At 43.7% G+C, this 14,348-nt stretch carries 10 protein-coding genes and 1 pseudogene; 4 read left to right on the top strand and 7 right to left on the bottom strand.

What is annotated here, in order from left to right:
* Positions 1-771 carry an IclR family transcriptional regulator gene (locus VCASEI_RS13505; protein WP_238321412.1) on the top strand — a complete coding sequence of 257 codons (771 nt, stop codon included), beginning with the start codon at positions 1-3 and terminating at the stop codon, positions 769-771.
* A 12-nt stretch (positions 772-783) separates the two neighbouring features.
* Here the strand turns inward: VCASEI_RS13505 and VCASEI_RS13500 are convergent, their stop codons facing one another.
* A complete protein-coding gene (locus VCASEI_RS13500; RefSeq protein WP_089110251.1) occupies positions 784-1,563 on the bottom strand; it encodes an IclR family transcriptional regulator in 780 nt (259 codons plus the stop codon).
* A 268-nt stretch (positions 1,564-1,831) separates the two neighbouring features.
* A complete protein-coding gene (locus VCASEI_RS13495) occupies positions 1,832-2,263 on the bottom strand; it encodes a GNAT family N-acetyltransferase (RefSeq protein ID WP_089110250.1) in 432 nt (143 codons plus the stop codon).
* A gap of 310 nt (positions 2,264-2,573) precedes the next feature.
* On the opposite strand from VCASEI_RS13495, the gene VCASEI_RS19665 reads away from it, so the two are divergent.
* A complete protein-coding gene (locus VCASEI_RS19665; protein WP_226983392.1) occupies positions 2,574-2,873 on the top strand; it encodes a transposase in 300 nt (99 codons plus the stop codon).
* Positions 2,874-3,254: 381 nt separating this feature from the next.
* Here the strand turns inward: VCASEI_RS19665 and VCASEI_RS13485 are convergent.
* A pseudogene (locus tag VCASEI_RS13485) lies at positions 3,255-3,398 on the bottom strand (IS3 family transposase); the annotation flags it as partial.
* Positions 3,399-3,456: 58 nt separating this feature from the next.
* A complete protein-coding gene (locus VCASEI_RS13480; protein WP_197709599.1) occupies positions 3,457-4,671 on the bottom strand; it encodes an MFS transporter in 1,215 nt (404 codons plus the stop codon).
* A gap of 159 nt (positions 4,672-4,830) precedes the next feature.
* On the opposite strand from VCASEI_RS13480, the gene VCASEI_RS13475 reads away from it, so the two are divergent.
* Positions 4,831-5,451, top strand: coding sequence for a TetR/AcrR family transcriptional regulator (locus tag VCASEI_RS13475; RefSeq protein WP_089110248.1), 621 nt, complete (start codon positions 4,831-4,833; stop codon positions 5,449-5,451).
* Between the two features lie 595 nt (positions 5,452-6,046).
* Positions 6,047-6,385 (top strand): cytosolic protein, encoded by a 339-nt coding sequence (locus VCASEI_RS13470; protein WP_089110278.1) that lies wholly within the window; start codon positions 6,047-6,049, stop codon positions 6,383-6,385.
* A 318-nt stretch (positions 6,386-6,703) separates the two neighbouring features.
* Here VCASEI_RS13470 and VCASEI_RS13465 read toward each other — a convergent pair whose 3' ends face one another.
* The 3 genes from VCASEI_RS13465 to VCASEI_RS13455 form a co-directional block, all read right to left on the bottom strand.
* On the bottom strand, positions 6,704-11,245 hold the full coding sequence (locus VCASEI_RS13465; protein WP_089110247.1) for an NPCBM/NEW2 domain-containing protein: 4,542 nt from the start codon (positions 11,243-11,245) through the stop codon (positions 6,704-6,706).
* Between the two features lie 196 nt (positions 11,246-11,441).
* Complete coding sequence (locus VCASEI_RS13460) at positions 11,442-12,938, bottom strand: CoA-acylating methylmalonate-semialdehyde dehydrogenase (protein ID WP_089110246.1); 1,497 nt, start codon at positions 12,936-12,938, stop codon at positions 11,442-11,444.
* A 2-nt stretch (positions 12,939-12,940) separates the two neighbouring features.
* Positions 12,941-14,101, bottom strand: a complete 1,161-nt coding sequence (locus VCASEI_RS13455; protein WP_089110245.1) for an iron-containing alcohol dehydrogenase — start codon at positions 14,099-14,101, stop codon at positions 12,941-12,943.
* Positions 14,102-14,348: the final 247 nt, after the last annotated feature.

Here is a 14,348-nt window from a genome sequence, read left to right as displayed (position 1 = left end):
ATGGATAGCAAAGCCAGCATGGACAATAAACCCAACGCCGTCAGCCGGGTTGTGGAAATTGTCACTCAAAGCGCAAAGCAAGAACAGCCAATTTCTCTACCGGATCTTATTTTTCACTCCGAGATCCCAAAACCGACTTACCATCGCCTAGTCCAACAACTCGATGATGATGCCTTTCTTTCTTCTGATCATAGAGGCAATATTTACCCCGGTGCCGAGTTGAAACGAATTGCCTTAAATATCAATAGTAATAGCGAAAGAAAAACTTACTTACAGGCCATATTGCATGGACTCTCAAGACGTATTGAAGAAACCTGTGGCATCGCAATTCCCGATGGCAATGACATGGTGTATTACGAGCGTATTCAGACCAACTGGCCACTCAAAATCATATTGCCACTGGGCATGAAATCACCGATTTGGGCAACGGCAAGTGGTAAATTATTTCTAAGCTCATTGACAAAATCACAGCGTGAAAAACTGCTGAATCAACTGCCGTTAACTCGCTATGCGAAAAATACACAAACGAACAAAATCGCCCTTGAAGTCGAGCTGAAAAAAATCCGGCATCGCCAGTTCAGTGTGGATAATGAAGAGTTTATCGATGGATTAGTGGCGGTCGCCATTCCGATTTTTTCTTCCAATGGAAAATTTTTAGCCTCGTTGTTCTGTCATTGCCCTAAAACGCGAAAAAGCCTCGATGAATTACTCACGTTTTTGCCTGATCTAGAACGTACGCGTGATCAGTTACAACACCATATTGATGTTTAAAACGCCAAGAGATTATTCCCCTTTTAACATAACTGACATTATATCATTGGCGGCTTTCTGCATTTGCGGAATAAACGCTTCTAAATCAACTAAGCTGTGGCGGATAACTGGGCTGTGACAAAATAGATACCCGAATAATAGCCCATCGCAAGTAATAGGAACCGAGACTGCTGCCATGCCATCGATAAATTCATTGTTATCTCGCCCATAACCCAATTCACGAATGTTCGCCAGCTCTTGTTCAAGCTTCAACCTATCGACAATCGTATGCTCTGTAAAAACATCCAGCGCGATATTATCCAAAATCACTTGCCGACCCTCATCGGACAAATTCGCTAAATGTAATTTTCCCGATGCCGTGGCGGTCAGTGGCACAAAACTCCCAACAGGTAAGCTGATCTGCAAAGGCCAATTGGTTTGAACACGTTCTAGATACAGCATATCAATACCATTTGGTACCGATATTCCACAGGTTTCGCCAATTTCTTGTGCCAACTGTTCAAGAATAGCGATCCGCTGTGATGAAAAAACACGATTGCGGATCACCGAAAGCGACAACTGCCGAAACTCAGGGCCTGCGATGATTTTTCTATTTAAATTTTCACTCACAATACCCAATTCTTTCAATTGATTAATCAATTTTCCCATCGCCAGTTTCGGTAAAGCCATCGCATCGGATAACTCATGTTGTGTGCACTCACCTTCATGCTCTGAGATAAATGACATCACCCGAAGCACGCGCTCAATGGTTGAGCCTTTCTCTTTTAATCCTGTGAACTTTTTTATATTCATGCGGTTACTTATCAACTCAGATTTTAGTCAGATTATACATTTCAGGCCCCTGAATCAATTGTGAGAGATGATAAAGTTTGATATTACAGGTAACTCAGTTTTGGACAAAACCTTCTTAGCCCAAATGACTAAGTGGCACAGTTCAGATGAGAAAAAGTATCTTGAAACCTTAAACATTTATATTGGATTTTTCACCGTATACGGAAACGCCCAAAGTTATTAGCTTTGGGCGTTTCTTCTAACAAACTTGGTTACGACAAACCGAGCTTTAAAGTGTCATATGCAGAATTGGAAAAGGTTTTCCCATATCATCAAGTGGTGAACGAGAAACTACTTTAAAACCCATATGCTCGTAGAAGCCTACTGCTTGCGGGTTTTGTTCGTTTACATCGACTTTGGTTGCACCTAACTGCTCTATTGCGTATTGCAGTAGCACCTTACTAATACCTTGCCCTCTTGCCTCGTTTAAAATGAACAGCATTTCAACTTTAGAATCATGGATACCCACAAAGCCTAGAATTGAGCCATCATTACTTTTAATACATCTTAACGTGACAGCAGGAAAAGCCTGCTCAATGATAATTGGTTTAAAAAAATCAATATCTTCTTCTGTTATGAAGTCATGAGTTGCTCGGACTGAGTTTTCCCAAACATTCAGCATTTCTGCGTAATCTTCAGGAAGCACATTTTCTACAATCATCGTATTCTCTCTAAAGTTGACTGAAATTCATGTGCAGCCGCGAGTGCGTATTTTATCCGAAAATAATTAAGTAGTCTAATGATGTAAGCAAAGGGTTCTGGCTTGGAATGCGCAATGATTTTCCACTAACGTAGCGCTGGACAGAAACGAGTTACACCCACGACAATGTTTCTAACAAACTAAAAAGTATCTTGAAGTCTCAATCTCTTGTTAAGCCTTTGCAGAAAAATCACTCCTAACATTATCTTCCAAGTCTCGGATTGCTCGATGAAGTCTGTCGGCAAAACTTCCATGACGAGAGTCCAGTATTTTGACATGGAACATAATAGGCCCTATATCCTTCATAGGGATTGGTGAATTCATAATAACCTTCAATAAAAAGCTGAAGGTATTTTCAAATACAAAAAGTGTTGTTGCTAGGTGTGGTTGGCCGGACGCTTACCGGCAATACAGCAAGCGACTTGGGTGTATTGAGCCTGTGTTTGGCAACATCACCGTCAACAAAAAAATGAACCGATTTACGCTGAGAGGTAGAGAGAAAGTAAACGCCCAATGGGCGATGTTCAGCATGCTTCACAATATAGAAAAACTACGAAATCACATTAAATAGAAGGTAAAACCTCTAAAATCAAAGGAAAAACCCGCTTAACTCTCATTTTGTCGCTATCTCTTTCCTTGCCATGATAAAGGCCACTATCATCGCGCAGCATTTAAGCCATTCTCAGCAGGATAAATGACGATAAAAACATGGAAAATCCGCTGAAAATCGGGAAATCCTACAACCTCAACGCCCCGCTAAACTGCGAGCGTCAGCGAGTCTGGTGGAGGCCACGCTTTTTGTGGCCGGAACGAATTTGAGCGGATTGTTATGTGTTTTACGTGGCATAGTGTTTTAAATAATCTTTTGCCGACTTTAAAATTGGCATCATTGCCTTTCATTCTCTTGTGACCAAGGATAACTGAATTGCCCCTTTAAAGTTGGACATTTCTGCTATGCGGCTTCTAAGGCCTGATTTCGGTATTCTACCGGAGTCAGGCCTTTTAATTTAACCTTAATTCGATCGTTGTTGTAATAAGCAATATACTCATCAATGCAGGCCATAAGCTGCTCTGCACTGTCAAAGTGGTAACCGTGCTTCTCTTCCATACTCATTGGCGTATTTAGTCTGTAACTTTAATAAAGCAGTTGATGATTATTGAGCGACAGAACTTTCACTGATACGCGCCCCAGATTTAAAGGCGTGCGAATGATATGACCAAGCTATTAAAAATGCGACTGAAAGTAAGGCCAGCAGAGACCAAGGGAAAGAGCTAACACCTACTGAATCAAGCAGTATCCCGCCAACGATTCCTCCGCCGGCAATAGCTAAATTCCATGCAACAACATTCATAGAAAGCGCCACATCAGCACCACTACCTGCAGCATCGGCCAATGCGGTTTGCAAAAAGGTGGATGCGCCTCCAAAAGTGATGCCCCACACTACGACACCGATATAGATAATTTCTGGAGATTGAGCACCAAATCCAAATAGCAAAGCAATTAAAGCGAATGCTAAGAGACTTGTTAGAATTGCAATCCGTAAATATCGGTCCACCAGCATGCCTGCAAACCAAATACCGACAAGGGCCGCAAGACCAAAGGTAAGTAGAACCAAATCAATTCGTTTCCCAAGCCCTGCTTGCTCCACAAACGGTGCAATATAGGTATAAAGAATATTGTGGGCTAACATCCATGTGATAACCACGCAAAGTACTGGTCGTACCCCGGGACTCATGAATACTTTCTTCAACGGTAAGCGCTCGTGAGCGGACTGCCCAGGATAGTCAGGAACTTTCGCTATCACCCAGACGATCAAGACAAGTGCCAAACCTGACATGACGCCAAATGCAGTTTGCCAACCGATAGTCGATCCCATAAATGTGCCAAGAGGTACACCCAAAGACAAAGCTAGAGGGATACCGACCATAGCGACAGCCATTGCACGGCCTTGCTGATGGGGCTGGACCATCCGGCGCGCATAACTAGCTAATAGACTCCAAGCAAGTCCAGCTGCAACACCCGCGAAGAAACGAGCAACCAATGTTAGAACATAGTTGCTTGATAAAGCGGTAACCGAGTTGAAAATGAAGAAACCGAAGATGGTCAGCAGCAGAACGTTACGTCGCTTCCAGCCACGTGTCGCAATTGTCAAGGGAATGGCCGCAAGCAAGGATCCCAAAGCATATGCCGTTACCATTTGACCTGCTATAGCCTGGCTGATTTCCAGACCTGCACTGATCTGAGACAGCAGCCCCGCAGGCAATGTCTCTGTGACAATACAAATGAATCCGGTCATGGCCAATGCGAGCAGTGCCGACATAGGTAAGCGATCCGGATCTTCATTTGCTTTATTGAGAGAGTTATTCACAAAAAAGTTATCCTTTAAAAAATTGGTGGGTTACACGTTGGCACTTATGTGCCTGTATGGTTATATATCGATCGATACAAATGTATAGCAAGCTACCAAGTCTTGTCAATGATTTATGTATCGAGTAGTATATAAGTCATAGATGAAATGGAGACAAAAATGGCAAAAATGGGCAGACCTAGAACGTTTGATCGCCAGAAAGCGGTTGTGCAAGCTATGTATATTTTCTGGGAGCATGGCTACGAAACGACTTCTCTAAGCCAACTGAAAGCTAATATTGGTGGAGGGATTTCTACACCAAGCTTTTACGCTGCATTCGGTTCAAAGGAGAAATTATTCAATGAAGCTGTACAGTGCTACTTGGAAACTTACGCATGCGTAACAGACGCTCTATGGGACGACGAGATTTCACCCAGAGACGCTGTTGAGCTTACGCTCCGCCGCTCGACAAAAATGCAGTGTGAATCAGGGCATCCAAAGGGATGTATGGTGTCTTTGGGGACAATGAGTGCACCTTCGCCAGAGTTTACTCACGTTGCTGAACCACTTGCCGCCTCGCGATCACGAACGCTTCAAGGGTTTGTGCGATGCGTCGAACGCGCAATAACTATGGGTGAACTGTCCAAAAAAACGAATGCTAGATCTATGGGAATTGCCTTTAATAGTTTCCTTCTTGGTGTATCGATTTTAGCTAGGGACGGAGTGGATGCCTCGGATCTCAACGATTCCATTACAGAATTAATGAAACTATGGGATATTGAATTGTGTCAGTCAAAATAGATACATCATCCGGTAAAGAGCACTGAAAATCCCTGCCAAATGCTTTAATCGGGTAACCAGAGTCTCTAACCTCACAGCCCCTAAAAAACTCCCTGCATGCGGCTCTGCACAGGGCATTCCCTTAAAACATTTAAAATACAACAGCACTTCCCAGACTTCACTAGACAGTTTTTAACTCACAATAGTACGATTCTTCAAATTTAGCATGTGGTACACCGCCTGTATTTAATAGTGCTTTTCATTAAGTTGTCATAAATAGTTAATAGTGTACGCGCAGTTATTTAAAGGAATTTAATTTCGTGTACACATAACAATTGTTATACGGACATTGTCTACGTGACAATGTCGTTATAATTAAAAATACTAAGCGATTTCAATTAACCGTGCATCAAACATTAGACTTGATGCATATTTTTAAGTTAAAAAATTGAGTCGTGTGAGTATTGGTAACTCACTTTGGGGCAAAACCTGTTTCAAGTTGGTCTAGTCAATGTCTGGAAATGGCACAGCATTACCGTCTTTAATGACTCAATTTCTACTACGCTTTTTCCCTGACAATGATAGAATCTCCGCATCAGAATTATCGAGAAACTCTATGTTTATCCATCGTGTTAACGGCATTGACTGGCTGGTGATTACCGCTTTTGAAGAACTGAAAACTCTATTTATAGAAGAAGCAGGGGCGATCCCCTTATGCTTTTCTACCGCTAGCGAATTGAGCCTAATTGATCAAGCCAAGCGCACTTATGGATATTTACCTACACTCAGCGGCATAATCACCGATACAGGCACTTTTCAACGTCAGGATAACGAAGAAGATTTTAACCCACAGCTTGCCTGCCTAGTTGAGGGACGTGGTCGGGTATTTATCTATCACGGCGGTTTTGTGGCTTTTGTGGATGACGAGCAAGCCTTTATTACCCGAATAGGCTGAAAATTATTCAGTACGTTGAAATCGGTGAATTGGCATCCCTAGTAAAGAATGGGGCAGAATAAGTTTAAGCTGTATCTTGCCGATACAAGAAACATCTAACCACCGTCATGCCGGAAACGAGGAACGAGTTATCCGGTATCTACTCTCAGCGCGCTGTATAAGATTCCCGCTCTCGCCTTGGCTCGGCTGGAATGACGCCCTTCAATCTTAACCAAAACTTTGGATCATTAAATGGCTTTGGCACATTTTCAAATTAAAAATGCCCAAACAAAAACAATCGGTTTGGGCAAAAATAAATACCTCTGAATGAGTCGCTAATTAATTAGCGGAACGTAACCTTGCCTCCGCCCAATTGGCATGATCGTATCCATCTCCGTCACCGGCGGCTCCTACTACGAGTTTTAATTCTGTCACATTAGAATCAATAGGAATGTTAATCGTCATACCGGCTTGGCTGCCCGTTATTGTGGCACTCTGATAGGTTCGGCTGCCATTCAACCAAACTTCAAAAACAACACTGCCATTATTTCCGACTTCATCATCAACTCCGATAATTGCTTGAAATTGATCGTATTCGCCAGCAATTAACGTATAGGTAATCGATGACTCGGCATGCACACCTAAGCCTTTATTATATAAAGAACCGCCGATGCTAATTGTAGTGCCATCATTCGCTCCCTCTTCCCCATTACTGCTGTCTTGCTCCATTGGCCCCCAGCCATTTTGCACGGTTCCTGTTGCCGTCATATCACTTAAATAATGATACAAACTTTGCCCTGTGGATTGAATAAGCTTTGCGTCTCCCCAACTCGCATGATCGCTCCCCACACCGTTACCGGCACCAGTCACTATCAACTTCAATTCATAGTTATTTGGGTTGAGATTAATCGACACATATTGAGCGGTATCAGCTCCTGTCAGAGTGCCACTTTGATAACTCAGTACACCATCAACCCATACTTCAAATACGACAGATCCAGCGTTTCCTACTTCATCATCCATACCGATAAATGCTCGGAACTGCTCATAATCTCCGTCACTCAAATCGTACACTATTTCAGATTCTGCATGCACACCTAGCCCTTTTTGATATTGGGTTCCCCCAATGGAAATCGTATTACCATCTCCTGAAGCAGATTCACCATTACTGGCGTCTTTTTCAAAATCCCCCCATCCATTAGATGAAGAAAGCTCTATCATATCGCTGAGATAAACAACTGTAGCTTCAGTAGGTGGTTCTGGTACGACGATTTCTGGCCCTTCGTACTCAATTTGCTCTAAGTATGCAACTAGATCTGCTCGTTCACTGGAATCTGCCACACTGTGCTGAGAGCCGATTTGAAGCACTTCATTTAAGGTTGCGGCTTGACCGTTGTGAAAATAAGGCGGTGTTGACCACACACCAATCAAGGTCGGTGTATCAAAACCGACATCAGCAAGTGGGCCACCACTTCCTTGTCCTGATGAAGCTTGAATTGTCCCAACATCATGACGTTGATTATCGGTATACAAATTACCACTATGACAGCTATCACAGCCTTTTTGAGTAAACAAGAGTTTACCCGCCGTGGCCGATGCCGTCAGATTACCCGTTTGCTCTCTAAAAGGACTACGCGGATACTGGTTGAGGCTACTGACGTAAAGCGCAAGATTATCTAAATCGGTACTATACCCAGCTTTATTCGCGCCAAGAGGATCGGCGGTAAGCGCAAAGATAGCATCATCTAAGAAACCAACACCTTCAAATTCGAAACGAATGTCATTTTCAAAATCATGAATTTCATCAAAATTAGCAGTCCAATGCACCCGACCGTTTCCTGTCCCTACTCGGCCAAGCAAAGAAATGGTATTACGCAACCCTTCCCCTCGATCCGTAAAGTCCCACACACGGTTATCACTGTCACCATCAGTATGACAGCCAGCACATGAAATATAGCCATCTCGGGTCATTCTAGCATCGCTAGCATTGTAGAAAATCTGCTTCCCAGCCAATACTCTTGGGTGCAAGTTTTCATTTGAAACGAGAGAAATATCTGCCAGTTTAGCAATCGCTTCACCTTGATTTTCAAAAGGAGACAAGTCATGCACAGAAATGGTTCTTGATAGGAAATTATGCACAAACAGTAAATCACCAACTTTAATTAAGCCTCGTGGCGCCTTACCTGAATCGGCAATCTCACTCGCCCGTTCTCGTGTATAAGCATCCCGTATTTCAATGCTATTTTGTCCTTCTAATGCAATATAAACATAATCCCCTAGTTCACTGAATACGATGGCTTTTGGCTGCGCTCTATCATCAATATCCAATTGCAAAGCAGGCACTTCTGTCAATGTATTGAGATTGATTTGAGAAGTAATCGCACGAAGTGTTGTTTCAAAGGTTAATGCTTTATTTGGATCGCCATCATTAAATTCTCCACGATCCACATTAACTTTGATGGAGGGTATCCAAGCCGATTGACCATCAGGCGAAATAGTGACGGCGTTAAGGTAGTTCGGCAACCCACGGCTACGATCTTCACCATCCATTGTTGTCGTGTCTTTTTGTAATGGGATAACTAAATCGACCGACATTGAACCAATGTCTATCGCAACCACTTCAGCGTGAGATTGAGGTGAAATAAAACGGGTCACAAAAGCCGTAGAAGAATTACTATCAACAGCGATGCCTCGAGCACTTTGACCTACACTGACCTGCCCAAGAATACTTCGATCCGAAACATTAATTTTGACCACTTCACCGGTAGCCTGCAGTGACACTAACGCAACGCTACCATCCGGCGTAAACACCACACCGTGTGGTTGACTTGCACGAGGCAAATCAATGGTATGAATAACACTGCCGGTTGAAGACAATACTTTAATGTTATCGCTGTCTTGATTGGCCACCCAAATATCCCCATTGGGAGCAATAGCCAGTGTGCGTGGCTTTTCACCAACAGGAGCTTCCCACACTTTTGCAAACGGCGCTGTCTGGCTAATAGCGGATACCGTGCCATTATCTTCATTAACCGCATACACCAATGTTGAGCCTTTCACAATGGTGCTGGCTGTCGTTGGGCCGGTTGTTGTCACTGGATTATAAACCGTATGTTGTTGAGCTTTACTGGTCGTCAACGTACCAGACTCTCTCACCGTCACAATCGCATTCCAGTGATTCGGAGTATTATACGTGTGGCTAACGGAACCATTGCTCGAAAATGCGGTGGGGGCAGTGCCATCACCAAAATCCCAAGAATACTCTAAGTTACCCCCTAATAAAGGAGAAGCCGAAGCTGAAAAAGTGATAGGGGTACCGAGTGTTACCTGAGTTGAACTAGAAAGCGCAATATCATGACCAACGACTGACCCCGTCGAAAAACGGTAACTGGTGGCAGGCATTGCATTACCAGCAAAGTCTTGAATACCATCTAGATCAACCACATAAATCGTATCGGCATCTAACGGGATATTGGGTGTAAAGTTAACAAACCCTAAATTGACACTGTAAGTACCATCAATCGTAGAGCCGCCTCCTAATGGCGTCACCGTGAAGGTCGTGCTATTAACCGACTCCATCAATATGCTGTCTGAAAAAATAATCCCAATACGAGATGATTGTGGTTGAAGGATAGAATCCATTTCTGGGCTCAATGTGGCAATCATTGGCGGGGTATTATCTGGCCCAGCTTGATGAGCAATTAACCCACTGCCGGTTCCATGATCATTCCCCACCCAAACCATATTACCGAATGGAAATACCTGCCCATGATCAGTATCACCACCAGCAGCGTTTAATGAACCGCTTCCTAAAGGTTGAATATTGCTCATGTTAGAGATATCCAACACCGATATATCATTTTGATTGCCTAAGAAAAGCTTATGATCTTGTAGGTTACAATACAGGTTCTCAAACCCTGATAATTGGTCATGAACTAAAGTTATTGGGGTAGTCGATGTGTCATAAATTCTGAGTTTTTCTGCCGTCGATCGAGCACCAAAAAAAGCATACTTCCCATCCCAGCAAGAAGCATAATATTTTTCAGGTAAAGAACTGAGACTTTTTTCTAGGGTCGGATTTACAGGATCATCCAAATTTAAAATAGAAAAGCCTGCTGTCGTTTCCATGCTTGATAGAAACATTTTATTCCCCACGACAAACACGGGGCCAACATTAAAGCCACCTAGTTGTGAATTGGGTATGGTTTTTACTATCGAGGGATTACTAATGTTCGTGGTATCAACAATGGTTAACCCGGCATTACCGCGTGCGACATATAAATAAGGTGCCTGCCAAAACAATTGCCAAGAAACATTATTATAATCGCCAAAGTTCACTCCTGATATTGGCAATTTTGACACCCTAACAGGGTTGCTTACATTAGACCAATCCCAAATTTCAATGCCTTTTCCGGTTTGAATCGCAACTAAATTACCTTCACTCAAACCAAAAGAATGAGGTTCTCGAAATTCAGCCGTTCGCAACCCATCACCGGTTCGATATTGATTGCTGGTATCGGGCTCATAGACCATTGTTACTAACGATAAATTGGTTGGATTTGAAGCATCGAGCGCAATCCAACCACCAGGCCCACCGCCACTGTCTGGTGCAAAAATACCCACCATATAACCATTCAACATGGTCATGGTATTCACACCATAATGCTTACTGCCCGGATAATCGGGTGGTAAAAATCCAGTAGTATCATCCACTAATGGATAAGATACCTGAGTGTAAGCTTCTCCATTGCTGTAGTTAAGATTACCTAAACCTGGGCCTTGTACCGCTCTAACTGGCGTATTAAGCCCCAATAAAAAAACCAATCCAAGTACGACTTTTGTGATTGAATGGCGTTTGTTTCGCTTCCGTATAATAGACATGAATACTCTCCATGATTATGTTCACTAGTACGAATTGAACTGTCTGAGGCTAAAACAAATACGCCCCTCAACCTAAGTTAGTGAGTAGGGTTTATTGTGAATAAAGTGAGTTATTTAGTTAATTAGAACGGCTTTCTGACCTCACACACCACGTCACTGTAATGAGTTCGATATAGAAAGCCGTTGATGAAACAAGCTACTTCATAGTAGGCATCACAAAGTCGGCTTGCTGTTGCTGATTTTTAGGCCAGCGTGTAGTGACGGTTTTCATCCTTGTAAAGAAACGAACACCATCATTACCGTGCATATGAAGTGGGCCGAATAATGAACGTTTCCAGCCACCAAAGGAATGGAATGCCATCGGCACTGGAATTGGCACATTAACGCCAACCATGCCCACTTCAACGTTATCGCAAAAATCGCGTGCCGCTTGACCATCGGCGGTAAAAATAGCCGTGCCGTTACCAAATTCATGTTGATTAATAAGCTCTAATGCTTCATTTAAAGATTTCGCTCTCAACATCGATAACACCGGGCCAAAGATTTCCTCACGGTAAATCGTCATATCGGGGGTAACATCATCAAATAAGGTGCCTCCAACATAGAAACCATTTTCATAACCAGGCACTGAGCAATCTCGCCCATCCACCAGTAATGTCGCGCCTTCTGCTGCCCCTTTATCAATATAAGCGCTGACTTTTTTCATGTGGTCATGAGTAATTAATGGCCCCATTTCATTTTCAATCGATTGACCATAACCCGGTCCAACTCGTAACTCTCGAATACGTGCGGTCAGTTTTTTCGCCAATTTATCGGCCACCTCATCTCCAATAGCAACCACCACAGAAATAGCCATGCAACGCTCACCAGCTGCGCCAAATGCTGCGCCCATTAACGCGTTTACCGCTTGATCAAGATCGGCGTCAGGCATCACGACCATATGGTTTTTCGCCCCACCGAGCGCTTGCACGCGTTTGCCATTGGCTGAGCCTTGTGAGTAGATGTATTCAGCAATAGGCGTCGACCCGACAAAGCTCACTGCTTTTACCCGTGAATCACTAAGCAATACATCCACCGATTCTTTATCCCCTTGCACCACATTAAATACCCCTGAAGGTAATCCGGCCTCAACTAACAACGCCGCTAATTTTAATGAGACCGAAGGGTTCTTCTCTGAGGGTTTCAAAATAAAGGTGTTCCCTGTCGCCAGTGCAATAGGGAACATCCACATCGGCACCATCACAGGGAAATTAAAAGGCGTGATACCGGCACAAACACCTAAAGGCATCATCATTGAATGGGAATCCACATCACCACCAACGTTGCGGCTATGCTCACCCTTTTGAAGATGTGGTATGCCACAAGCAAACTCGACAACCTCTAATCCGCGGGTTAATTCCCCCACGGCATCACTGTGCACTTTGCCATGCTCGCGGCTAATTAATTCCGCCAGTTCATCCATATTTTGTTCCACCAGCGCTTTGTATCGAAAAAGGATACGAGCGCGATTTAAAGGCGTCATTTTAGACCATGTAGGCCACGCCTCTTCTGCCGCTGCAATCGCTTGCTCGGTATCACTCACCGAAGACAAAGCCACTTGATCGATAACTTTTCCGTTTGCCGGATCAGTCACAGGCAAAGTGCGTTCAGAGGTGGCACGCACCAATTCATTGTTGATATAATTTCCTATCATGGTTAACTCCATACCTTTTTGTATAATTCGATCACTTCATCTTTCGTCGGAATGCGTGGGTTATTATTGGGCGAGCCCGAAGCCAAGGCTTGCTCCGCCATGGTGTCTAATAGCTCATCATATTTTGCTTTTTCAATACCGAACGCCGACATGGCAGGCACCGCGAGATCTTGGTTTAACTGAATCAATTCAAGCATTAAGTGTTTAACCGCTTCTTCATCTGACACCTGCTTATCAACCAACGCCATAGCGCGCGCACAATCCGCATAACGTTTCATATTAGAGGGAATAGAGAACTCGGTAATCGCAGGCAATAACATTGCGTTACTTAACCCATGAGGAACATGAAAGTGTGCACCTATTGGCCGGCTCATGCCATGCACCAACGCCACCGAGGCATTCGAAAACGCAATGCCTGCTAGCGTTGCCCCAAGCATCAGTTTTTCTTTTGCTTGGTGATTTCCGGGCATATTCACCGCTTCTCGCAGGTTTGGTGCGATAAGCTGCATAGCCGAAAGCGCTTGTTGATCGGAAAATGGCCCTGATTTGCCACTCACATACGCTTCAATCGCATGAGTCAGTGCATCAATGCCGGTGTCCGCGGCAATTCGCGCCGGGACGGATAAGGTAAGTTCATAATCAATAATAGCGGCTTGAGGAATTAATCCTGGCCCCATGCATAACATTTTTTCATCGGTATTTTGATCGGTAATGATGGTAACTCGAGTGACTTCCGAGCCCGTGCCAGCGGTGGTTGGAATAGCAATCACTGGCAGAATGGGTTCGGTCACCACATGGGGCACTTTATAGTCACGCATTCTGCCGCCATGCTGCGCCAGCAATCCAATCGCTTTAGCGCTATCAATCGCACTGCCGCCACCTAACGCAATTAAACAATCAAACTGCCCTGTCACCACTTTATCCACCGAAGGTAGAATAGACGCTTCCGTCGGTTCTGGTTCGGTATCTAAAAACACATCATACTCCATGCCTTGCGCCGCTAAAGCGACTTCTACTCGGCTTACATAACCCAGCTCTAACATGACTCGATCGGTAATGATTAACGGTTGTCGACACGACAATAACGCCAAAAGATCAGCCACTTTATCTAAAGCCCCTGCGCCGATTTCCATCAAGCCGGGCATCACAATTCTTTGTGCCATTGCATCATCCTTTTCTATCTCTGTTGATAGTATTAATATAGAATAAACTGCAAATAACGATACAAAAAATATCATTTTAAATTAAAATTGAGATGTTATGCAGGTTTGCTGATGCACAGGATCGACAACGTCGTCTCAGTCGAAACGAAAACGAATAATGAGGGTGTTTATGGTGTTATATGCCTAAAAATCTAGGTATCAACATCTTACGTATCTAAAGAGCTGAATAGCTTGGGTATGACGAAAA

The sequence above is a fragment of the Vibrio casei genome, from assembly GCF_002218025.2.
GTDB classification, from domain to species: domain Bacteria; phylum Pseudomonadota; class Gammaproteobacteria; order Enterobacterales; family Vibrionaceae; genus Vibrio; species Vibrio casei.
The sequence above is the reverse complement of the archived record's forward strand: the minus strand, read 5'-3'. Positions and strand labels throughout refer to the sequence as shown.